Genomic DNA, 20,451 nt, shown 5'->3' with positions numbered 1-20,451 from the left:
CCGACATACCGATTTAATACAGCACGACAGTTCCTAGCCTTCAGTCGTCGGCTTTAAACCTACCGAGGCCTTTCCTGTTTGAATGTCAAATGGGACTGAATTGTGCGAATGAACAATTAACCATTTCCCATTCATTTTCTGATAACAGGTAGTTTCCCTCCAGAACATATCCAGGATTCCCCCATCCTTCTTTGCGGCAAATACATGGTTTAAATTATAGCAGAAAGCTACATCCTCGCGCACCAAAAGAAAAGGCTCAGCAATCTCAAAACCAATCGGGCCTTCACCAAAAGTGGAGAACCAATTTTTCAAGCGCATTCTGATGTCATCCAGACCTGAAAGCTGAAGCGGATCAACCACATCAAAAGAAACAATCCGGTGAGAATAAAATGATAAAGTCAATTCCAGGTTCTTTTGTCTTATCGCCTCAAGACGTTTATTTATTGTCCAGAGTACCTGGGCTTCCTGTGCAGCAAATTGATCGTTGTTTTTCATAATGTAATTGTTAACTCACCTAAACGGCCATCTCAATCTCCAAGGCGCCTAGCTATAACCGATAAGTTGCAGAAATTGTTTCGCCTGTTCATTCTTTGTCTTACATTTTACAATTTATCGCAGCGATGATAGATTAATACTTCCGCAGGCTCCGGCAAAAAAGTCCCGGTAGGCAGTTGCTATATCAGCATAACTGTTCATAACAAACGGACCTTCTGCCACGATTGGTTCGTTATACGGCTTGCCTCCGAAAATGAGAATATCTGCTGCATTGATCTTATCGTTCTGAAAAACGATTCCTTGATACCTTCCTCCATCAGCAACATTTTGCTGTTGCCTAACACAATACCATTTACATCTACTTCCGAAGCAGTGACAAATACAGCAACTTCATCATCCTTTCTCGGTGAAAATGAGAAACTGGAATTGGGATTCAGGCTATAAATAGCAGTGACCGGTGGCAGGCAGATCAAATGATTTCCTGCCATTTTTTGTTAACGATAGTAACTAAAATCTTAAGCTGGCATTCCCGAAATCTTGCATTTTGAAACCAGATTTGATATCTTGCTAAAGATTAAACGTCATCATAGATGAAGCTCAAACTACGAGAGGAAGATACAAATGGCGAATTGCTGATTTTTAAGGATGAACCAAGTTTCAGCAGGTTGTTTTATACCAAAGATCGATTCGACAAGTATTTTACCATTGCCTGGAATCCAGGAGAAAGCCAAGCCATCACTATCGACGGAGCTGAATATGTTTTTCCAAAGGATTCATTGGTAACTTTGCTGTTCAACCAATCCTTCAGCTTCGAAAATTCTGAGGGCATCGTTGCCTGGCAGTTTAACCGCGAATTCTATTGCATTATTGATCACGATAGCGAAGTAAGCTGTGTGGGATTCCTATTCAGCAGTACAGACCATTTATTCATCCAGCTAGGCGACGAGGCAAAGCTAAAGCTGAAACTGCTCTGCGATGTGTTCATTGATGAGTTTAAGATTTCCGACAATATCCAGAATGAAATGCTGCTGGTATTATTAAAGCGTCTGATCAGCTATGTGACGCATTTGGCTAAAGCGGGGCATGTTCCAGTAAAGAAACTGCCGGACGAACGGTTCCATATTATCCGAAAGTTCAATCTGCTGGTTGAGGCAAACTTCAAATCGGAACATTCCGTTAGTTTTTATGCCGGACAGCTTTGCAAATCGCCCAAGACATTGTCTAATCTTTTTGCGATCTTCAACCAAAAGACCCCTTCGCAACTTATCCAGGAAAGGATTATCGTAGAAGCCAAACGGCTTTTATATTATACTGATAAATCTGTAAAACACATCACTTTTGAACTTGGTTTTGAGGACATGGCCTATTTCTCCAATTTTTTCAAAAAGAATATGGGTTTGTCGCCCTCCGACTTCAGGAATTCGCCAAAGGATTCCAAAGAAGGGAAATAACCTCAACTTATCGGAAAATATGGGTTTCTCATTAGATGGAGCCTGAATGCTTTCTGAATTATTTTATGTTATTATACCCGGCAGCATTGTGCCGGGCCCTTACCTGATGTAATCTGTATCATAATTTCCTTCATCACTACTCTTTATTCATTCTAACAATACGTGGATAAAATTTACCTTGTATTTCCACTAAATCATGTTGTGCAGTTATAACGGTTTCAATATCCTTATAAGCTAAAGGGTTCTCTTCAACCGTCCCTCCAATCAAGCTAACACGGGCATTAGCAAGCAACTTTTTCATGGCAGACACAGTCATACTATCCTTAGCCTTTTGCCTGCTCATAGCACGGCCAGCGCCATGTGATGCAGAGTATAATGCATCATAGTTTCCTTTGCCAGACACCAGATAAGCCGGTGTTGTCATGCTGCCAGGAATGATACCCAGTTCACCTTTATGCGCTGGGGTCGCCCCCTTACGGTGTATGATCACATCTTTACCATCAATTAATTTATCCTTCCAGGCAAAATTGTGATGGTTTTCCACCACATGGAGCGCCTTTAACCCTAATGCTTTTAAAAGGTTTGCATGAATGCGGTCATGACAAGCTTTAGCATAATCACCGGCCAATGTCATAGTAAGCCAATATTCCTGCCCGGCTTCGCTATTAATATCTAGCCAAGCTAGTTGTTGTGCGTACCGTGGTAGTTTACAGCTATCCATAGCTATTTTTGTGTAGTGTTTAGCTATAGCTGCACCTAAACCACGGCTTCCCGAATGTGTTAATAATGCAGTATACTTCTTAGCGGGTAATCCTAAGGTATTATCGGCCAACAATTCAATTTCGCCAAACTCTACAAAATGGTTACCATTGCCGGATGTCCCTAATTGCCTTACAGCTTTACCTCTTAATGGTTTCAAAAAAGATACTTCATTGAACACCAAACTATCTAAAACCTCATGTTCTTGCCTCATATCCAACCCACCTTCCATTCCAAAATGAGTGTGATTTTTTAATGCCTGCTTGATTTGATATTCAAATCTTTTTATAAAACTATCACTTTCATCAATAATAGAAAGCGCCATTCGGCAACCAATATCCATGCCCACTGCATATGGGATCACTGCATTATCTGTAGCCAACACACCACCAATTGGTAGCCCAAATCCCATGTGCGCATCTGGCATTAAAGCACTTTGTACGCTTACCGGCAACAGACCTGCAAGTTCCATTTGCTTTTTGGCTGATTGTTCAATACCCTTACCTCCGTATGTCTTACAGAATACTGGTTCATCGCGTAACTCGTAAGTTTTAAACGATGCCCCTTCTACTTTGCCTATTATCTTCTCAGCTATCTTACTTGTTAATTCATTATCCAAAAATGCTTGCGGATCATTGTTAATATTCACCAACAGATCCAGCAATTGTTGTTTACTATAGTGTTTGAAATTTTTGGAGGCTATGCCAATAACCAGGCTTCGCAGCTGATCATTATGATAACCTATTTTACTTAAATCTTTTGTTCTTAAATTGCCCATGTGGGTTTATGTTTCTAATTCCAGATAAGCTTCTTTTGGGCTGTATCTGGGTATGTTTTTAATTTTGTTAATGTATTTATTCTGCTCGTAAAACCATCCGCTCCAACGGTACCCTCTGCCTCGCGTTAGCAAGTTAATACGTGGTTCCAGGTTATGATTATCAATATGATCGGCTATATATGATAGCTCTCTTTCAATATCCAGATCCATCAACTTTATATGCGTAATCATATGGGGTGTAACTTTTAACTTATATCGCCAAGGCTCAGTAAATACGTATTTTATACCTACGCGTCTGGTTTTAACATCAAAGGTTTCAACGCATGTAAAGCAAGCCTTTTCGTCGTCGGTTAAATTCACCTTTTTAGCATCCCAGCTATAAATGGAAAACTCACGCAATAATTGTTGCTTCACTTCGTACCCATAGCGCTTTTTAGGTCGCTTCTTCCGTTTGAACGTCTTATCGTAATGGTATTCAACGGTGTTTATCTTCGCAAGCAGTGTTTCATAAAACGCTGTCCTTGGACTATGTTTTAAATCTTCTCGAAGTACAAAAAAACGTTTCCAGCCACGTTGGTAGGGATGTTCTAATGGTACCAGTGGCAAAAGCCTCTTTTGTTGCCAAAGTTCTGCGCGTCGTTTGTCAAACTGTATCAGCTGCTTATCACGATCTGTTTTAACGAGTCGTCTTTTCTGACGTACCGATTTAATACGGTACGACCATTCCTGTGTGTTCATCACACTTTCATTTTAATTTTTTATTGAATTGGATTTCTAATCTCAGTTCGTCCTTGTGTAAGGATATACCCATTTAAAAGTGCTCAGAAAAACCCAATGAATTGGTGGAGACAAACATTGCAGAAATTACTTATGCAATTGTTAATTGTTTAATAAAACGGCGGTTTGACTGCCTTATCAGGCAATGAGCGAAAGGGGCGATATGTAGATATGCTCTGTCATGATTCCTTGATATTTTAAAGGTTAACAAATCAGGAATTGGATGCAAAGATATAAAATTATTTTAATCCATAGAGAATAAAAAAATCCTGTAAGCTATTAGCTTACAGGATCTAATAATTGTGTCGGGGTGGCAGGATTCGAACCTACGACCTCCTGCTCCCAAAGCAGGCGCGATACCGGGCTACGCTACACCCCGAACTGGTATCTGTTTTTACTGGTCAATATTAAACTACTCATCTAAGTAGTTGTGTCGGGGTGGCAGGATTCGAACCTACGACCTCCTGCTCCCAAAGCAGGCGCGATACCGGGCTACGCTACACCCCGAACTGGTATCTTCTTTTTCCCTTTTTCGAAGGGATTGCAAAGTAACAACTTTATTTTTATAAAAGCTAACTTTACTTTTTTTATTTCTAGCTTCATCAGCTAAGGCTGCAAAGATAGAAATAATTCATTTGCGTGCAAATATTTAAACACTAATTAGAGCTAAAAAACATCCTTTTACGATACATTAATCGGGTTTCAACTCTATATCAACCACTTAAAAAACATAAAAATTTAAAGTTTTTTAAGTAGCATAGGCATATTTGGGTTTCAGCATCAGTATTCTCCCCTTAGCAGTGAGTATTTGAATAGAATCAGAGGGAATTGTGGGTGGTCTTTTTGCTTAGAAAAAAATGCTAAAAAAAAGAAAGCGGGAATAAACCAGATTGGCCACTCCCGCTTAAATTAACGCTCTCACCACAAATATACGACTGTAAATTGGATTACCTACTAATTTTTTAAAAAAAATGTAGGTTTCTTCTTAGAGCTACAAAGTGTTTTTTAGATTGCTGTTTTCAACCGAAACGTTATACAATTCATACCAGTCCTGATGATCTAGTTCTATAGTAAAGGCATTTACTGCGTTTCTTATTCTTTGTTCGTTTGTGGTACCAATAAGTGGTAAAGCGCCCAATTTAACTAACCACGCTACGGCCAATGATTCAATATGTACATTATATTTTGCACTTAATTCCTCTAACTTTTCGCGCACCTTAACGGCTTGTTTATCTGTTCCTGCAGCAATTCTGCCTTCTGCAAGAGGAGCGTAAGCCAGCGGGCGCATGTAACGTTGTTTGATATAATCAATCTGTCCGTTATCCAATGCCTGCATATTCAGAAGATTCAGCTCAATATGATTGGTTACAATTGGCTTAGTCAAATAAGAAGCCAATAACTGGTGCTGAAAAACGGAGAAATTTGCTACACCAATGTTTTTGATCTTACCTGATTCTTTCAGTCGCTCAAGGGTTAATGCTGTTTCTTCAAGATTAGATATTGGATCTAGTTTATCTAATAAAAAGATATCGATATAATCAGTTCTCAAATTCTTTAATGATTGCTCTACACTGGCAATAATATGAGTTGCTGAGGTATTATAATGTTTAACTCTGATATCAGGGCGCTGTGCATTTGGAAGCCTTAGTCCGCATTTACTAAATAAAACAACCTCTTCTCTTTTAAAAGCGCCTTCTTTTAGCAACTCTCCAAATAATTGTTCGCATTTCTCGGAACCGTAACTGTCGCCATGTTCAAAGGTGTTAATACCCAGCTCCATGCACAAATAAAAAATCTTTTTTAAAGTAGCATCAGCATCCTTAACATCATCCCATCTGTAAAAACCGTATACTGCAGGTGACACTTTAGGCCCTGCATCTCCCATATAAATCTTTTGCATATTCTCTTTCTATAATTCAAATCTAAGCATTACTTCAATCTATATAAATTTTAGTAAAAAAATACTTACATTTTTTAAATAATTGTCTTTGTGCAATATTGGTGAATTTTATAATTGCATCCTAAATCGTATATTTAATTCAAACCCTATTCAGCAATAACCATGTCGCAGCTACTCCAAACTATATCTAATATCATTAGCTACGTCAGTATCGCAATTATCTGTTATGGTGCTGTAATAGGCTTATTTAAATTTATCAATAATGAATTTGGTAGATTCAACCGATCCTTTTCGTTAGAAAAAACTGTTCAGATAAAAATCGAGGTGGGGTATTACCTATTGCTTGGTCTGGAATTCTTAATCGCCTCCGACATCATTGATACCATACTTAATCCTTCATTTGAAGATTTAGGAATATTAGCCGGTACTGTACTTATCAGAACGGGCCTGTCTTTTTTCCTAAATAAAGAAATTGAGAATATCGCCAAAAACGATCCCTTAAAGGATTAGCTTCCTTTCTATGCTTTTATCTTTTCTCGGTGATTAAGCCCCCATATCACTAAACTCTCTGTTACCGGCAGCACACTGCTACCGTATTCAGTGATCGCATATTTTACGGTAATGGGTCGGGTATCCAGCACGGTCCGGGAAACAAGCAGATTAATTTCAAGATCATGCAGCTCTTTTGATAACATTTTGGCCGAAATGCCTTCTATTTCACGCTGGATTTTTTTGAAAGTATTCTGGCCATCCTTTCTATTGTTGAGGTATCGCATGATCCTTAGTTTCCATTTTCCACCAAGTATTTCGAGGCTATCACGAATTGCTGATAGTTCCTGTTCGCAGGTTGCCTCCTTTATATTTCCGTTGATATTTATTGTTGCCATACTTAAATGGGTTAACTAAAGGTAACCGGTTACCTTTAGTTAACCCATAACAAAAATAAACTATTGCCTCCTAATTTTGAAATAGAATTTCATATACTAATCAATAAAGTATGCAAATCAGGAAGATATTTCGCTGGATTTTTAGATTAAAATGTCGCTACAGCAAACTCTCTAGTTACCATTACATTAAAGATATCATTAAGTAGGGTCATCGCCCTCTGTATCTTTAGCGAGCTTATCTTCCTTTGGATGCAGTTCTACGGATGGTTGCATAAAAGGTTTCAACAGATCAATTGGCACCGGGAAAATCGTTGTTGAATTATTTTCTGTTGCAATTTCACGAAGTGTTTGCAGATAGCGCAGGGTAAGTGCGCTTGGCTGTTCACTTAAGATCTTTGCAGCATCCGATAAACGTTGCGAGGCCTGGTACTCTCCCTCGGCAGAAATCACTTTTGAACGCCTTTCACGTTCCGCCTCGGCCTGTTTAGCCATTGCTCTTTGCATTTCCTGAGGAAGGTCTATTTGCTTTACCTCAACCGCCGTTACCTTTATGCCCCATGGTTCCGTTTTCAGATCAATGATCTGTTGCAGGTGCAGATTTATTTTATCGCGTTGCGAAAGCAGGTCGTCAAGCTCCGATTGCCCCAGCACGCTACGTAATGTTGTTTGCGAAAACTGAGAGGTAGCAGTTAAAAAATTCTCAACCTCCACCACAGCTTTTTGAGGGTCTATTACCCTAAAATAAATCACAGCATTAACCTTTATAGATACGTTATCTCTTGTAATCACATCCTGAGGAGGCACGTCCATAACAATAATACGCAGTGATATTCTTACCATTTTATCTATAAAAGGAATCAAAAGAATCAATCCAGGTCCTTTTGCACCTTTGTCTAGCACCCTGCCCAAGCGAAAAACAACTCCCCGTTCATATTCACGAAGTATACGAATCGCGCTGGAAAGTACGATGACAGCAAAAAAAATGAGCACTATAATAAAAACATTGTAATACATAAACACCTCCTTTTAGTTAAAAATAGAATTATACAGTACGCCCTAGTGGCTCCACAAATAAAGTAAGCCCTTTAACCTTTATTACTTTTACAAGCTCACCCTTATTAATTTTTCCTTTAGTTGATTCCGCAGTCCACACTTCTCCATTTACCTGTAGCTGACCCTGTGGGTTAAGCAGACTCAGCGCTTCTCCGGTCTGGCCCAGTAAGATATTAATCCCTGTTACCGTTTTGAGTCGCTGTGCCCGCAAGCCTAAAACTATTACACAGAGAAAGAAAGTGGCACTTAAAACAGTAACTGAAATAACCACTCCCGTAGATATTTTAATCATATCTAATGAAGAACTTGACTTGAACAGCATTACCGAACCCAGAAACAACGAAACCACACCTCCAATTGCCAGCACCCCATGACTAACCACCTTAATTTCGAGCAGAAAAAGAACCAGAGAAAAGACGATCAACATTAATCCGGCGTAATTAACAGGTAAAGTATTCATAGCATAAAAGGCAAGAATCAAACTAATTACCCCAACCACTCCTGGCAACACTGCCCCGGGGTTAAACAATTCAAAGTATATCCCTGCCATGCCCAGCATGAGTAAAACATAAGCAACATCGGGGTTACTGATAAAGTCAAGTAGCTTCTCGGAAGCATTCATCTCTACATATTGAATTTTAGCTCCTTTGGTATGTAAAGTAACATTTCCGGAGCCTAGTTCTACATTTCGTCCATCTATTTGATTAAGTAATTCATTTTCATTTGCAGCGATATAGTCGATTACCTTCTTATTGAGTGCCTCATTTTCAGTAATCGACAAACTATTTCTGACTGCATCCTCGGACCATTCAAGATTGCGTTTTCGTTTTTCAGCTATACTTCTGATAAATGCTACGGCATCATTGGTGGCTTTTACATTCATTACTGAATCTGTCTTACCTACCAGGTTCACAGGGTGCGCAGCACCAATATTGGTTCCGGGTGCCATCGCGGCAATATGAGCTGCAAGGGTAATGAAAACTCCGGCAGAACCTGCATGTGAGCCGGATGGTGAAACGTAAACCACTACCGGAACCGGTGAGGTTAAAATATCGCTAACAATAGTACGGGTAGATTGTAGTAAGCCTCCCGGTGTATTGAGGTGAATAACCAGACATACTGCCTTTTCCTTCGTTGCCTTTTCAATTCCGTTATGTACAAAGGACGCTGAAACCGGATTAATTGCACCATCAATCTTTATCATCACAACCCTTTGTGCACTTAACATCAACGGGAAACAAGCTAGAAAAACCAAGAAGAATATCTTATTTTTCATACGGTTGAATCCATTACTCGTGTAATATATAAATATACTGAAAATCAACCACTTATTATTCTTTTTTAAGCAATATTAAAGGTAACTTTAATATGACCAGCCTATTGATATATTACTACCCAAATCTGCTACAGAAAGGAGTTCAATTATGGGAAAAGTTGGAAACATCTTACAAGAAAAAAACAGTTCTACAATTTTTGTAAGCCCAAACACCACAGTCTTTGAAGCGTTGGAATTAATGTTTAAAAAAACATCGGATCGCTTCTGGTTATGGATTATAATATTTCTTTACCAGAAGATCACTATAGTAAGCGCATCTCTTTGATCATTTTTTTGAAAAAGGATTACAAAAATGGAAGAAAGACAGATAACTTTTTTTATTTTCGGCCCACATCTGCTTTTTAGAAATACATGAAACCTCCTTTTACCTGCTTATATTACCTGGAAAATGATTCCGATTGCTTACTGGAAGTGAAACGCAATGACCTGCCTGCAAATGCAGACATTGCTGACATATTCAGATGGCTGTACATAAACAAACAGACATTTGAAATTTCACCCCTGATTTTCCGTTCAATGGATTCATCTGGCGAAGTACAGGAACGTTTCTTTGACCAGGGATACTTAAAATTTAACGACCAAACGGGCACTTATATTGAGAAATTTAATTCTGCACAGCATCAGCTTGAAAATAAAACAGGATTAGCCATTTCTGATGAACTACAGCATATGATAACACGCTATCTTAATCTATAAACTGATTCTATTTATGAGCCATTATCCCATCAATGGCTTTATCGCCATAGGTTATGTAATCCCATGCCCTTAAATAATATCCCTTTTTAGGATTCAAAACCTCAATTTTTATATGATGATTGCCACTGGCTAACTGATAGCGCCAGCAAATTTCATGTCTTCTGGTTCTGTAAGCGGTAGGTAAATGAGCAGTTTCGACGATCTGACCATCAACATATACTTTGGCTTTAAGTTCATAATCATCCAGATTCTGATCATTTTTTCCGGCATTGCCGCGCAAAACAAATCCGGTTCCTTCAAAGTCAAACTCATAAACATCATCAATATTACGATTAAGTGGCTCTTTTGCTACAGGATAAATTCCCTCAAAACCTTTCTCCAAGCGCACCACCTCTGGTTTTTGCACCTTAATAATTACTTCGGCATCACCTACTTTGCCATTATTTGCAGCAATTGCTTTCAAAGCATGCTGATAACTTGTTTCATACACTTTATTTAAAGACATATTTGTGTATTTGAAGTTCAGATCCTCACTACCATTTAATCCTTTTTTCCAGTAATCCGGAATTTTACTGTAGCCTAGTATTGTTCCCAAAATCCCTCCAACTGTAGATGGGTTACAATCAGAATCCTGTCCGGAACGTGTAGCTATTTCCAACGTCCTTGTGTAGTCTCCTTTTCCATAAAGCAGCCCCATTACCACATAAGCAGAATTAACTTTCGCATCAATGTCAAACGGACTGAATATACCCTCAGGACACCCTGCTTCTTCTGACCATTTCTTCTGAACCTCGTACCAGGTCTGCTTCCAATCGTTTGGATATTTTTTATGCCATTTGATTACATCGGCAATACATTTATAAAAATCACTTTCTTTTGGTATGGTTTTCAGAGCCTCATTCACCACGTAGTTCACATCGTCAGATAAAAAGGCCAGACTGTACATTGCCCCAACATAAACCCCGCCATACCATCCATCACCATAATTCATAATATGGCCAACTTTATCACTTAAAGTACTTGCCGAATTGGGCATTCCCGGATGCATTAATCCTGCAAAATCTGCCTCTATCTGATAGTCAATATCATCAGCGTGTGGATTATTTAGCCAATGTCCGCTTTGTGGTGCTTTTATTCCATTAAGAATATTATAACGAGCAGCCTGGTTTGCATGCCATAAATTATAGGAAGCATTTGCAAAGGCATTTGCAAATGAATCAACAGGAGCATCAAAGCCAGCTCTTTCCAATACTTCTACAAAAGTAAGGTCCATATATATGTCATCATATAAATCCGGCCATTCCAGCATCAGTTTTTTAACATATCCTTCTCCCCATGGGATTACCTGATAATCTTGTATAAAAGTACCATTGTGCCGGAACTCTGTATAACTTCCAAAGCTCACCCCAATAGTTTGGCCTGCCCAGCCTCCTTTTATTTTATCACGTAATTTCTCTTTTGTGAATGTTACAGTTTCTTTCTTGTGCTGCTTAAGGGTGAATGCAGACATCAAGACGGTCATTATAAGTCCGGGGATTAGTAATTTTTTCATCTTATTTTTTAATAGCTAAATAAATGATCGAATACGGAATCAATTTGAAAATAGAGCAGCCCAGTTGACTTTAATTTATCAGCCTGTTCTTTGGCCTTGCCCATAACATCAGACGATTTTAGCGCCCAGGAGTTAATTACACCTACGGCTAAAATATTATACTTACCAGCCCATTCAACATCTGATTCTGAAATACTATCAGAGAAAAGAAAATAGTTAGATGAAAGGTAATTGGTTTTAAGCATATTTTCTTCAAGCTGCTTTCTGGTACAGCTGAGCTTTATCTTTCCAGTAAAAAAATCAGTAGACTCATCTGTACCAATCATTAGCGCATTCTCGTATAGATGGTGTCTTTTCAGCATGTCTATCACTTTTGCAAATAGTAAGGTATCGTTTCCATCTATTTTATTATCAATCATAACCTGCAGTTTACCTTCGCAGTAATTGAGTACCTCCTCAAATTTTAATATTTTATTGCCTCTTTTATCTCTAAGCTTACTGATCTGCTCCCAGGTCATGGACGAAACATCCGCATCCAGACCAAAAGATCGTTTCAAATTCTTATCGTGATTTGTAATTAATACTCCATCTCTGGTTAACCTTAAATCCACTTCTACCATCCAGTAACCTCTATTTACTGCCTTTTCTAATGCTAAAAGACTATTCTCCGCAGAAAGGCTATCCACCACACCACCGCGATGGGCTATCAGTTTATAGTTGGCAGCGAATGAATGCTGTTTCGAATTCTGGCATACACCCACAGATTGGATCAAAGAAAGTAATAAACAGATTCCTATGGCAAACTTCATATTCTTTTCTATTCTATAAATGAAGGAAGGTACCCAGTTCTAAATGTCTTTACAACAGATTTTGGAGTTAAAACAGATAATTTTTCTTTCGGCAACAACTTTGCTATCCCATACCCTTCTACCGACCAGAGATACATCATTCCATTCCTTATTAAATAAGGTTCATTTTTAAAGATAATAAATGTGCCGTCTGGTAGTGCATCCGGGTATTCCAGAAAGGTAACCTTTTTGTTATTTTGATCAATCCTTTCCTGTTGAAGAATATCATCTATCGCTTTTATTGGTGTTTTAGCGTTAAATCCATATTCAGGATTTCCTTTTAACCAAAACGTTTTGAAAGCAGTCGCCTCAGCTCTGCGACACTCAAAACACGGTCGGTGACCAGCAGCAAATGAGGTGGGTTCATCAAGAAAAAACAACTCAGTATATTGTCCCGGAGCCATTACCGGCCGCTTCCTATCTTTAAATTCCAACACGCAGGTTATCCAGGCAGTGAGCTTAAAAAGGCGTCGAATCTCCTGCTTTTCATTGTGCAGCAATCCCCTATTCCCCATAAATGTACCCCTCGCAGGAGATTTGATAAGGTTGCCATATGGATCAACTCTGTTTTGTAACATGTCTTACAATTAAAATACCCTTGTAATTTAGCAAATATCATTTTTAAAATGGCTCAATAAGTTCATTACAGTTTACTAAATTGTGCGCAATATTAGGAGCTAAAATCTATACCTAAGCCCTATTAGAATAAAAGAATAAACAACTGCATTTAGAAAAATGGAAGCAAAAATTGTGATTATACCTGGACTAGGCGGTTCTGGAGATGACCATTGGCAAAGCTTTTGGTCGAGGAGCTTTGACAACGTCGTAAGGATCGAGCAGGAAAATTGGGATGAACCTGAATTGGAAAAATGGTTAGAAAAACTAAATGAGGCCATAGAAAAATTGGACTCGCCGGTTATTTTAGTTGCCCATAGTCTTGCGGTTTCACTAGTGCTTCATTGGGCGGTTAAATATGATAAATCTAAAATCAAAGGAGCATTGCTTGTAGCTCCTGCAGACGTTGATTCTCCTGAACACACCCCCGATGTTGTAAGAGGGTTTGCACCAATACCAATAATAAAGCTCGCTTTTCCATCAATAGTAGTGGCAAGTCTTAATGATCCTTACCTAAGCTTAAACAGAGCCAAATATTTTGCAGAACAGTGGGGCAGTGAATTCATAAATATCGGTGAGAAAGGCCATATTAATTCCGACTCAAACCTAGGATTTTGGGAGGAAGGCCAATTGATTTTACAGAAATTGCTAAAGTATTAAAAATACAAAGAAGTGGTAATGACAATCATGCTATCGTTGACAATCATACTACCGTCAACGTACGGCGCTCTTCTTTCGAGATGACGAGCGATCTGGTTATTTAACCAACCAGATCAACCGACTAAAGTTTTTACATAAAAAAACTTTGAGTAATACTCTTTTAAGGATCAATTTTAATAACATCCTGCTCCACAAAGAGATTTTCAAGTCCCGATAATTTAGCCTCGGCCAGAATACCCTTATAATCAATTCTGCCCGTTCCTACTTCAGTATAAACAGACTTGTCTGTTTTATCCATATCCTTCACGTGCCACATTTTAAAACGGCCCGGATTTTCTTTAAATAAAACCAAAGGATCATAACCTGCATTAATAAGCCAAAAAATGTCCAGCTCAAAACTAACTAGTCCAGGATCAGTCTCTTTTAAAAGTACGTCATAGCCTGTTAGCCCATTACGCAAATCCTTGAACTCAAATGCATGATTGTGATATCCAAGTTTAAGTTGGTGATCTTTACATAATTCGCCTGCCCCGTTAAACTTTTGTGCCATTCGTTTATAGTCATTGATAGTGCCAGGTGTCCTGATATCTGTAGGCGTCGCCGGAACCACAAAATATTGCTGGCCAACTACAGCAGCGGTTTCGATATGAGATTTCAATACATCCTCATTTCCATCAGGGGATAAATAAGCAGTTACATTATAATGCCCGCTTGGAGAACTCATTTGATTGGCTTCAAGTAAACAATAAACCCATAAACGCCAATTAAGACAGGAATGATTGGATCACTTAGGCAAGTAAAGAAAAAAGGTAGACCCTACATCCATTGTAGATTCTACCTCAATACGTCCACGTAATCTCTCTACCTGCGATTTCACAGTACCAAGCCCAATACCATTTCCGATATTACTGAAGCGATCCAAAACGCCGGAACAATAGCCGTGCTCAAAAATACTGCTTAGAACCTCTTTCGACATACCAATGCCATTGTCGCCTACTACGAAAGTATATCCTTCTGCAGTTTGTTCAAACTTTATTTTAATCTCAGGATGAATTTTATCGTTATATCTTATGGCATTACTTAATAGGTTCAGCAATATCTGCTCCAATGCAATTCTGGAGGAACAAATTTCCGCGTCCAGCGGAAGTTGGAGTTTGCAATTTTCTGGTACAGTAAGCATACTGATTACTTCTTCCAGTAAATGGGTAAGGGAAAAAACTTCCTTCTCTTCTCCTACCCCTGTAGAAGTTTTTGTGTCCCTGAGCAGTTCATTAACGTAGTCCACTAGTTTCTTTGCTGAATTTAGCGAAATGTCAATAAAACGATAATAGCCATCATGCCCCGCCTTCTCTGCTTTACTTCTTAAAGCTTGTGCCGTAAGCATGATATTACCCAATGGATTTTTGATATCGTGGGCTACGCGCTCGGCAAATTTCCGAACCAAACCATTTGACTCTTCCAGCGCTTTATTCACTTCTTCATATTCGTATACTTTCTTACGTAGCTCGATCAATTGAAGCGCCTGTCGCCCCAGAATTTTCAATGCCCTTATCTGGCTGTCATTGAGCTGTTTCTTTTCATTACCAATAACACAGATACTCCCAAGTGCATATCCATCAGGATTTACCAGAGGAACACCTGCGTAGAAAACCACTTTATGCTGGGTTACCATCGGGTTATCAAAAAAACGAGAATCTTCAGTAGCATCGCTGACGATCATGATCTCCTGATCATCTATTATTGCATGGCTACAAAAAGTATAATCACGGTGATTTTCTGTTAATTCAGTCCCATATCTGGATTTAAACCATTGACGCTGCTCTCCAATTAAGGTAATCAAAGCAACTGGTGTCTGACAAATTTCTGCGGCCAGCATAGCAAGGTCATCGTACTCCTGCTCCTGTTCACTATCCATAAGTTGGTAGGAAGCAAGGGCCGATAGCCTGGCAGATTCATTTTCAGGTAGTGAAGCGACTTTCATGAATATATACGTTGATGCTAAAGATAGTATAATCCCATCGTGTAAAAATCGAAAAAAATCGTTTCTTTGGAATACGGCCCTTAATATTTAAAGTTGACAATGAAACTAACCAGGCGAAAATTCATAAGGGCAGGTCTTCTGGCTACATTCGGAGCCATCCTGGCAGATATGTTTTGGATTGAGAAGTTTTTTATCGAAACTAATGAATTTTACATTGGCAAGGCAACTAAAGAAACAACCCATATCAAAGTTGTTCAAATCTCTGATTTGCATCTTCAATCTGTAAATTATCAGTTAAAGCATCTGGCAAATAAGCTTAACAAATTACAACCTCAACTAATCTTAATTACCGGTGATGCGATAGGTAAATCGGAAAACACTCCTCTACTCAATGAGTTTTTAAAACTAATTGATAAGCAAATAAAAAAGGTGGCCATTTTAGGTAATTGGGAATATTGGGGTAATATCGATTTAGATGAGTTAAATAAAATTTATGCAGGCAATAATTGCACTCTGCTAATTAATGAAACAAAACAGTATTCGTTCAAGAATAAGTCCATTTCAATAACAGGTGTAGATGATTTTATTGGAGGCAAGGCTGATTATGGCACTGCAATAAAAGGCTATAAAAAAAGCGACTACCATATTGTTCTGAATCATTGCCCTCGGTACAGCGACTATATTTCAAGTCAAACGGATAAGGACACGAATATTGATTTTATCCTTTCGGGACATACACATGGAGGCCAGATAAATTTATTTGGCTATGCTCCATTTTTGCCACCGGGAAGCGGAAAATATGTTAAAGGATGGTATAATCATAATGTTCCTAAAATGTATGTTTCCAAAGGTATTGGAACGAGTATTTTACCTGCAAGATTTGGAGCAAGGGCTGAAATTGCTATTTTTAACCTGCTATGAACTCAATTTCCAAAACAACTACCCAATCACTATGGTTAAAGCCAGAAACGAAAAGCTAAAACACATCATAAACTGGGCTAATTCAAACCATGAGATTAGGGCTGTACTGCTCACCAGTTCATTGGCCAGCGCCATTGCACCCGTAGATAAATTCAGCGACCTTGATATTGAACTGGTTTTTGAAGATTTAACTGCAGTCCTTAAAGATGACAGCTGGCTCAGTGAGTTCGGAAGAGTTATTGCCAAAGTAGCTGAAAGTGAAGAAGCCTTTGAGGGGAAGCATGCCATGAGAATGGTGCTTTATGAAGATTATGTAAAGGTTGATTTCAAACTCTATAGCATACTGGAATTTCAAAAAGAAGCCGCTAAATCTGAATTGCCGGAAGATTGGGATGTAGGCTATAAAGTTTTAATAGATAAAGATCAGCTCTGTAAAAACTTAAAGCCGCCAACATATCAGTCTGTTATCATAAAAAAACCAGGAGCTGAAAAATTCGCACAAGTGATGAACGACTTCTGGTGGGACATGACATACGTGGCCAAGTGCCTTGCCCGGGATGAGCTTTTCTATGCTAAGTTCATGACGGAAAACATGATGAGGAATGATTATCTTGTACCAATGATTGAATGGTACATCTCTCTTTCGCATGACTGGAAAATTACCACCAATAAACACGGCCGCTTTTTTAAGAAATACTTGTCATCTGAATTATGGAAAAAAATTGAAGCAACTTTTGCCTCTGCCGAAATCCAGGACAACTGGCGGGCTTTATTTGCCTATGCAGACATTGCCCATGAGTTGGGCACAGAACTGGCAGAAAAACTAACTTATCAGTATCCTGTTTTGCTGGAAAAAGATATCAGAAATTACCTTAATGCAATAAAAAACCACACAGAACTTAAATAGATTCCTGAATCACTATTTGCTTTGGATCCGCACTAAAGTCAGACGCTAACTCATTTTGTATCGGTTGGCGTTGAATTTCCTTAAACTCATTTCTGGCTTTACTTGCCGTCTTATGATCACCTGTATGGCTCCATCCTGGTGGCATAAAAATATACAGGAATTTATTTTTAAGTCCTGGGGCTTTGTAAACATCCCTTATCAAACAGGCGAACTCCCCAAAATAACTATCCAGAAAACTATTAGGTTTCATTTCTCTGGTAATACCGTATTCGATTGGAAGATTCTTCTCCTCAGGCTGATAAGTGCCAAAAACTCGATCCCAGATATTCAGCAGGTTACAAAAATTTGTATCCATATACAATGGATTTTTAGCATGATGTACCCTATGGTGCGAAGGTGTCAGAATGTATTTATACAAAAAGCCCAATTTACCATCCTTCATCAGTTGTTCACCTATATGTATAAAACCACCGTAAAACCCATCAATAAACATAATTACAAACAACATCGGCGGATTTACGCCTAATAAAATGCATACCGTAGTTCTAATCACATCCGCATAAGGCCCCTCCAGAAAAAAGTGTGCATAAGATACAGACAGATTCATAGCCTGTGGTGCATGATGAGTAGAATGCAGGCACCAGAACAAGCGAACTTTATGACCAAGATAATGATAAATGAAATGCCCGAATTCCCATACTATATAGCCATAAATAAACCAATACCAGGTAAAACTAGTTTTAAAGATAGCATACTTCTCAAAAAGCCCTATACAAAATACAATTGCAGCTATGGAGATAAATCGTCCTACAAAAGCATTAAAAACGTACGAAAAGAAAGATATTTTATAATCAATGGCTTTAAATTTCCTTAATATTAAAGCCGTTAATATCTCAATTACCAAAACTATTGGAAAAAGAGGCCCAATAATAGAGGTAAATCCGTCGTAAGTTAAAAAGGAGCTGTAATCCCCAGAGTTAACGATCTTGATAAAATTTCCAATACCAAAGAAACCGATAACCCAATCATAAATTGCTTGAAAAAAATCCATCATAATACTTTGTGCTATTTGGTTAAGGCTATTTATATTGTATATACATATATACAGATATTTTTTAAATCCCGCACATAAAAATATAAAAAAACTATTCAAACTCAAATAATTCAATGAATCAAATGAATTATTACATTTTTATTATCTTCGTATGTACATACATTAAAAACCACAAACTCATGAAGATTTATTCGGCATATCTATTGGCCCTTACCTTTCTTATTTGCTCCTGCTCATCCACTAAACAAAGTGAAGAACAACAACTCGCAAAATCTATTCTGGCAGACACCTCCATGCAAATAGTAGACAGCATGGCCAGAACTGCCATAAAAGAAGGGTTTAATGCAGGAAGTGGTTACTCGCAGATCTGGGCACGCGATATGAATACCTTTATTGTAACCGCGCTCGAGGAGACTTCCAAAGAAGAAGTTAAAGGGGCCATTTTAGTCTTCTTCGCGCTTCAGCAAAAAAATGACGAGATGGTGGATGGTTATGTCTTGAAAAAGGACTTCACATGGAACGATGATACACCTTACTATTCTGATAACGACCCTAAGCATGTAGGCTTTAAAAACACTGTTGAAACAGATCAGGAAACCTCATTAATTCAGCTTGTAGGAAAATACGTTAAGAAAACAGGAGATACAAGTATTTTAAGCGAACAAATTGCCGGTGTAACCGTATTAACAAGAATGGAACGCATGATCAGGTATTTACTTAAGGAAAGATACAACAAAAGTTATGGCTTGCTTTACGGAGCAATGACGGCTGATTGGGGAGATGTACAGCCTAATGATGACTTTGGCTGCGACTGGAACAACCTATCTGATGAAGCAATAGATGTATATGATAATGCAATGCTAATTATTGCACTCAACTATCTTCAGGAAATGACCACTGATAAAAACCAGATCACCCAATGGAAAGAATTACAGAAATCAGTTAAAGCAAACGTGAGAAAACACCTGTGGGACGAAAAAAGGAAGAAATTCATTCCTCATATTTATCCGGGAAAATCTCCTGTCCCCGCAGGCTTTGACGAGAATAATATTCACTATCACGGAGGTACTGCGGTTGCTATTGAGGCAGGATTATTATCAAAAGATGAAATTGCAATCGTTAACAAACAAATGGTTGAAAACGTAAAGCTTTCGGGCATGCCAAGTATTGGCCTTACCATATACCCTACTTATCCTGAAGGCCTTTTCCGTGGAGGGATGTCAAAACCATACATTTATCAAAATGGAGGAGATTGGACCTGGTTTGGAGGAAGAATGATCCAGCAATTGATTGCTAATGGATTTGTAAAAGAAGCTTATGAAGAAGTTCGCCCTATGATTGATCTTGTTATCAAAAACCATGGTTTCTATGAATGGTATGGCAAAGGTGGGGTACCAAGCGGTTCTGGCAAATTCAAAGGCTCTGCAGGTGTTCTTAGTAAATCAATTACTCAGTTTAAAGACTGGGCAAACGAACAGAAATAACGACCTCTAAAGCCCCTCAATATCGCTGATCTGCTTGCCAATATCTTGTACTACAAGTTCATCAAGCAGCAGATCAGCATGCCCGGATGTTTCATCGTACTCATAAATGGGGTAACCACCGGAATCCAGATCGTCAGCCGAAACAGCCTCCCAGCTCCCTGATTTGCTCATAAATATTTCCCCTACAAGTCCGCCATGACAAACCACCTTATAACTGCCTGCTTCCTGGGGGTGTATGTTTAAATCAACCTTTTCCCCATGGCTGGTGATGATAATATTAAACGGGTCCATAATTTG

Annotated in this window: 23 protein-coding genes and 2 tRNA genes; 7 read left to right on the top strand and 18 right to left on the bottom strand. The window is 38.6% G+C overall.

The genetic code is table 11. The annotated features are described in order from the left end of the window. Nucleotides 1-33 precede the first annotated feature (33 nt). From HQN86_RS06595 to HQN86_RS26835, 3 genes are all read right to left on the bottom strand, one after another. The gene (locus HQN86_RS06595) at nt 34-495 is read right to left on the bottom strand and encodes a YybH family protein (protein ID WP_172660198.1); all 462 of its coding nucleotides are present in this window, start codon (nt 493-495) and stop codon (nt 34-36) included. A 114-nt stretch (nt 496-609) separates the two neighbouring features. Further along, a complete protein-coding gene (locus tag HQN86_RS27145; protein ID WP_394367889.1) occupies nt 610-750 on the bottom strand; it encodes a pirin-like C-terminal cupin domain-containing protein in 141 nt (46 codons plus the stop codon). After that, nucleotides 693-983 (bottom strand): hypothetical protein, encoded by a 291-nt coding sequence (locus HQN86_RS26835; RefSeq protein ID WP_246269450.1) that lies wholly within the window; start codon nt 981-983, stop codon nt 693-695. The genes HQN86_RS27145 and HQN86_RS26835 overlap by 58 nt, the downstream gene beginning before the upstream one ends. Before the next feature lie 102 nt (nt 984-1,085). Here HQN86_RS26835 and HQN86_RS06585 point away from each other — a divergent pair, with 102 nt between their 5' ends. Further along, entirely contained in the window at nt 1,086-1,946 is an 861-nt protein-coding gene (locus HQN86_RS06585; protein ID WP_172660197.1) for a helix-turn-helix domain-containing protein, read from the top strand. 136 nt (nt 1,947-2,082) lie between these two features. Here the strand turns inward: HQN86_RS06585 and HQN86_RS06580 are convergent, their stop codons facing one another. The 5 genes from HQN86_RS06580 to HQN86_RS06560 all read right to left on the bottom strand — a co-directional run bounded on the left by HQN86_RS06580 (nt 2,083) and on the right by HQN86_RS06560 (nt 6,160). Beyond that, on the bottom strand, nt 2,083-3,483 hold the full coding sequence (locus HQN86_RS06580; protein WP_172660196.1) for an RtcB family protein: 1,401 nt from the start codon (nt 3,481-3,483) through the stop codon (nt 2,083-2,085). 6 nt (nt 3,484-3,489) lie between these two features. Beyond that, nucleotides 3,490-4,221 carry a hypothetical protein gene (locus HQN86_RS06575; RefSeq protein WP_172660195.1) on the bottom strand — a complete coding sequence of 244 codons (732 nt, stop codon included), beginning with the start codon at nt 4,219-4,221 and terminating at the stop codon, nt 3,490-3,492. 344 nt (nt 4,222-4,565) lie between these two features. Next, nucleotides 4,566-4,639: transfer RNA gene (locus tag HQN86_RS06570), tRNA-Pro, on the bottom strand. A 54-nt stretch (nt 4,640-4,693) separates the two neighbouring features. Continuing rightward, a tRNA-Pro gene (locus HQN86_RS06565) sits at nt 4,694-4,767 on the bottom strand. A 484-nt stretch (nt 4,768-5,251) separates the two neighbouring features. Next, the gene (locus tag HQN86_RS06560; RefSeq protein ID WP_172660194.1) at nt 5,252-6,160 is read right to left on the bottom strand and encodes an aldo/keto reductase; all 909 of its coding nucleotides are present in this window, start codon (nt 6,158-6,160) and stop codon (nt 5,252-5,254) included. A gap of 162 nt (nt 6,161-6,322) precedes the next feature. Here HQN86_RS06560 and HQN86_RS06555 point away from each other — a divergent pair, with 162 nt between their 5' ends. Beyond that, entirely contained in the window at nt 6,323-6,670 is a 348-nt protein-coding gene (locus HQN86_RS06555; protein ID WP_172660193.1) for a DUF1622 domain-containing protein, read from the top strand. Nucleotides 6,671-6,678: 8 nt separating this feature from the next. On the opposite strand, the gene HQN86_RS06550 is transcribed toward HQN86_RS06555, so the two are convergent. The 3 genes from HQN86_RS06550 to HQN86_RS06540 all read right to left on the bottom strand — a co-directional run bounded on the left by HQN86_RS06550 (nt 6,679) and on the right by HQN86_RS06540 (nt 9,376). Then, complete coding sequence (locus HQN86_RS06550) at nt 6,679-7,047, bottom strand: winged helix-turn-helix transcriptional regulator (protein ID WP_172660192.1); 369 nt, start codon at nt 7,045-7,047, stop codon at nt 6,679-6,681. 198 nt (nt 7,048-7,245) lie between these two features. Beyond that, nucleotides 7,246-8,061 (bottom strand): slipin family protein, encoded by an 816-nt coding sequence (locus HQN86_RS06545; protein ID WP_172660191.1) that lies wholly within the window; start codon nt 8,059-8,061, stop codon nt 7,246-7,248. Nucleotides 8,062-8,089: 28 nt separating this feature from the next. Then, the gene (locus HQN86_RS06540; RefSeq protein ID WP_172660190.1) at nt 8,090-9,376 is read right to left on the bottom strand and encodes an NfeD family protein; all 1,287 of its coding nucleotides are present in this window, start codon (nt 9,374-9,376) and stop codon (nt 8,090-8,092) included. 411 nt (nt 9,377-9,787) lie between these two features. Here HQN86_RS06540 and HQN86_RS06535 point away from each other — a divergent pair, with 411 nt between their 5' ends. Continuing rightward, nucleotides 9,788-10,132, top strand: coding sequence for a hypothetical protein (locus tag HQN86_RS06535; RefSeq protein WP_172660189.1), 345 nt, complete (start codon nt 9,788-9,790; stop codon nt 10,130-10,132). Nucleotides 10,133-10,139: 7 nt separating this feature from the next. On the opposite strand, the gene HQN86_RS06530 is transcribed toward HQN86_RS06535, so the two are convergent. The 3 genes from HQN86_RS06530 to HQN86_RS06520 are packed head-to-tail and all read right to left on the bottom strand — an operon-like array spanning nt 10,140 to nt 13,110. Beyond that, nucleotides 10,140-11,684 (bottom strand): ADP-ribosylglycohydrolase family protein, encoded by a 1,545-nt coding sequence (locus tag HQN86_RS06530; protein ID WP_172660188.1) that lies wholly within the window; start codon nt 11,682-11,684, stop codon nt 10,140-10,142. A gap of 8 nt (nt 11,685-11,692) precedes the next feature. Next, a complete protein-coding gene (locus tag HQN86_RS06525; protein ID WP_172660187.1) occupies nt 11,693-12,493 on the bottom strand; it encodes a glycerophosphodiester phosphodiesterase in 801 nt (266 codons plus the stop codon). A gap of 8 nt (nt 12,494-12,501) precedes the next feature. Further along, the gene (locus tag HQN86_RS06520; protein ID WP_172660186.1) at nt 12,502-13,110 is read right to left on the bottom strand and encodes a hypothetical protein; all 609 of its coding nucleotides are present in this window, start codon (nt 13,108-13,110) and stop codon (nt 12,502-12,504) included. 157 nt (nt 13,111-13,267) lie between these two features. Between HQN86_RS06520 and HQN86_RS06515 the strand changes: the two genes are divergently transcribed. Beyond that, nucleotides 13,268-13,807, top strand: a complete 540-nt coding sequence (locus HQN86_RS06515) for an RBBP9/YdeN family alpha/beta hydrolase (RefSeq protein WP_172660185.1) — start codon at nt 13,268-13,270, stop codon at nt 13,805-13,807. Nucleotides 13,808-13,967: 160 nt separating this feature from the next. On the opposite strand, the gene HQN86_RS06510 is transcribed toward HQN86_RS06515, so the two are convergent. Next, entirely contained in the window at nt 13,968-14,531 is a 564-nt protein-coding gene (locus tag HQN86_RS06510; RefSeq protein ID WP_172660184.1) for a sugar phosphate isomerase/epimerase family protein, read from the bottom strand. 60 nt (nt 14,532-14,591) lie between these two features. Further along, nucleotides 14,592-15,788, bottom strand: a complete 1,197-nt coding sequence (locus tag HQN86_RS06505; RefSeq protein ID WP_172660183.1) for a GAF domain-containing sensor histidine kinase — start codon at nt 15,786-15,788, stop codon at nt 14,592-14,594. A 99-nt stretch (nt 15,789-15,887) separates the two neighbouring features. On the opposite strand from HQN86_RS06505, the gene HQN86_RS06500 reads away from it, so the two are divergent. Together HQN86_RS06500 and HQN86_RS06495 are read left to right on the top strand one after the other, a co-directional pair. Beyond that, nucleotides 15,888-16,709, top strand: a complete 822-nt coding sequence (locus HQN86_RS06500; RefSeq protein WP_172660182.1) for a metallophosphoesterase — start codon at nt 15,888-15,890, stop codon at nt 16,707-16,709. A gap of 31 nt (nt 16,710-16,740) precedes the next feature. After that, complete coding sequence (locus HQN86_RS06495) at nt 16,741-17,616, top strand: AadS family aminoglycoside 6-adenylyltransferase (RefSeq protein ID WP_172660181.1); 876 nt, start codon at nt 16,741-16,743, stop codon at nt 17,614-17,616. Here the strand turns inward: HQN86_RS06495 and HQN86_RS06490 are convergent. Further along, nucleotides 17,609-18,670, bottom strand: coding sequence for a sterol desaturase family protein (locus HQN86_RS06490; protein ID WP_216854334.1), 1,062 nt, complete (start codon nt 18,668-18,670; stop codon nt 17,609-17,611). The genes HQN86_RS06495 and HQN86_RS06490 overlap by 8 nt on opposite strands. Before the next feature lie 179 nt (nt 18,671-18,849). On the opposite strand from HQN86_RS06490, the gene HQN86_RS06485 reads away from it, so the two are divergent. Beyond that, the gene (locus HQN86_RS06485) at nt 18,850-20,154 is read left to right on the top strand and encodes a GH36-type glycosyl hydrolase domain-containing protein (protein ID WP_172660180.1); all 1,305 of its coding nucleotides are present in this window, start codon (nt 18,850-18,852) and stop codon (nt 20,152-20,154) included. Nucleotides 20,155-20,160: 6 nt separating this feature from the next. Here HQN86_RS06485 and HQN86_RS06480 read toward each other — a convergent pair whose 3' ends face one another. Beyond that, nucleotides 20,161-20,445 (bottom strand): hypothetical protein, encoded by a 285-nt coding sequence (locus HQN86_RS06480; protein ID WP_172660179.1) that lies wholly within the window; start codon nt 20,443-20,445, stop codon nt 20,161-20,163. Nucleotides 20,446-20,451: the final 6 nt, after the last annotated feature.

It is taken from the genome of Pedobacter panaciterrae (genome assembly GCF_013204795.1).
GTDB lineage: Bacteria > Bacteroidota > Bacteroidia > Sphingobacteriales > Sphingobacteriaceae > Pedobacter > Pedobacter panaciterrae.
The sequence above is the reverse complement of the archived record's forward strand: the minus strand, read 5'-3'. Positions and strand labels throughout refer to the sequence as shown.